Source organism: Motilimonas thetidivivens (genome assembly GCF_046452435.1).
In the GTDB taxonomy this organism is placed as follows: domain Bacteria; phylum Pseudomonadota; class Gammaproteobacteria; order Enterobacterales; family CBDFNC01; genus Motilimonas.
Window position 1 is genome coordinate 1 of sequence record NZ_JBKFDK010000068.1, and the last position, 524, is coordinate 524.

1 protein-coding gene is annotated in these 524 nt (G+C 35.5%); it reads left to right on the plus strand.

Going from position 1 to position 524, the window contains the following annotated elements; translation table 11 throughout:
• A partial coding sequence (lspA, locus tag ACK8OT_RS19260) for a signal peptidase II (protein ID WP_410198130.1) occupies positions 1–519 on the plus strand: 519 nt, incomplete at its 5' end.
• Positions 520–524 lie beyond the last annotated feature (5 nt).

Below are 524 nucleotides of genomic sequence, written 5' to 3' on the forward strand. Positions count from 1 at the left end.
GCGTTAGCAGGCATGGAGTTTTGTATCATTATGAAAATTTGGGCGAGAACACTTATTACATCTTTAGTATCATTTTTACTTATTGGTTGTGATCAAACTACTAAATTATTTGCTACCCAATATCTTCCCAAAGAAAAAATGGATAGTTACTTCTTCGACTTATTGAGAGTTGGGTATACTGAAAATATTGGTGCGTTCCTTGGTTTAGGGAACAACCTATCTGAGCAAACACGATTTTGGGTGTTCGTTGTTGTAATTGGAATATTCTTAGCTGGTTTGTTGTGGTATTTGATTACTAACTCTAAACAATCAATGCATTCATTATTCGCGCTGTCTTTAGTTTTTTCTGGAGGCGTCAGTAATTTTTATGATCGTGTTGTGAATAATGGTGCAGTTATAGATTTCTTAAATGTCGGTGTAGGTGCAATCCGAACAGGTATTTTTAATGTAGCAGATATTGCAATAATGGTTGGTGTTTTCATTCTGTTAGTTTCGCAAATGAAGCCTAAATCGCAGTAGCCTGC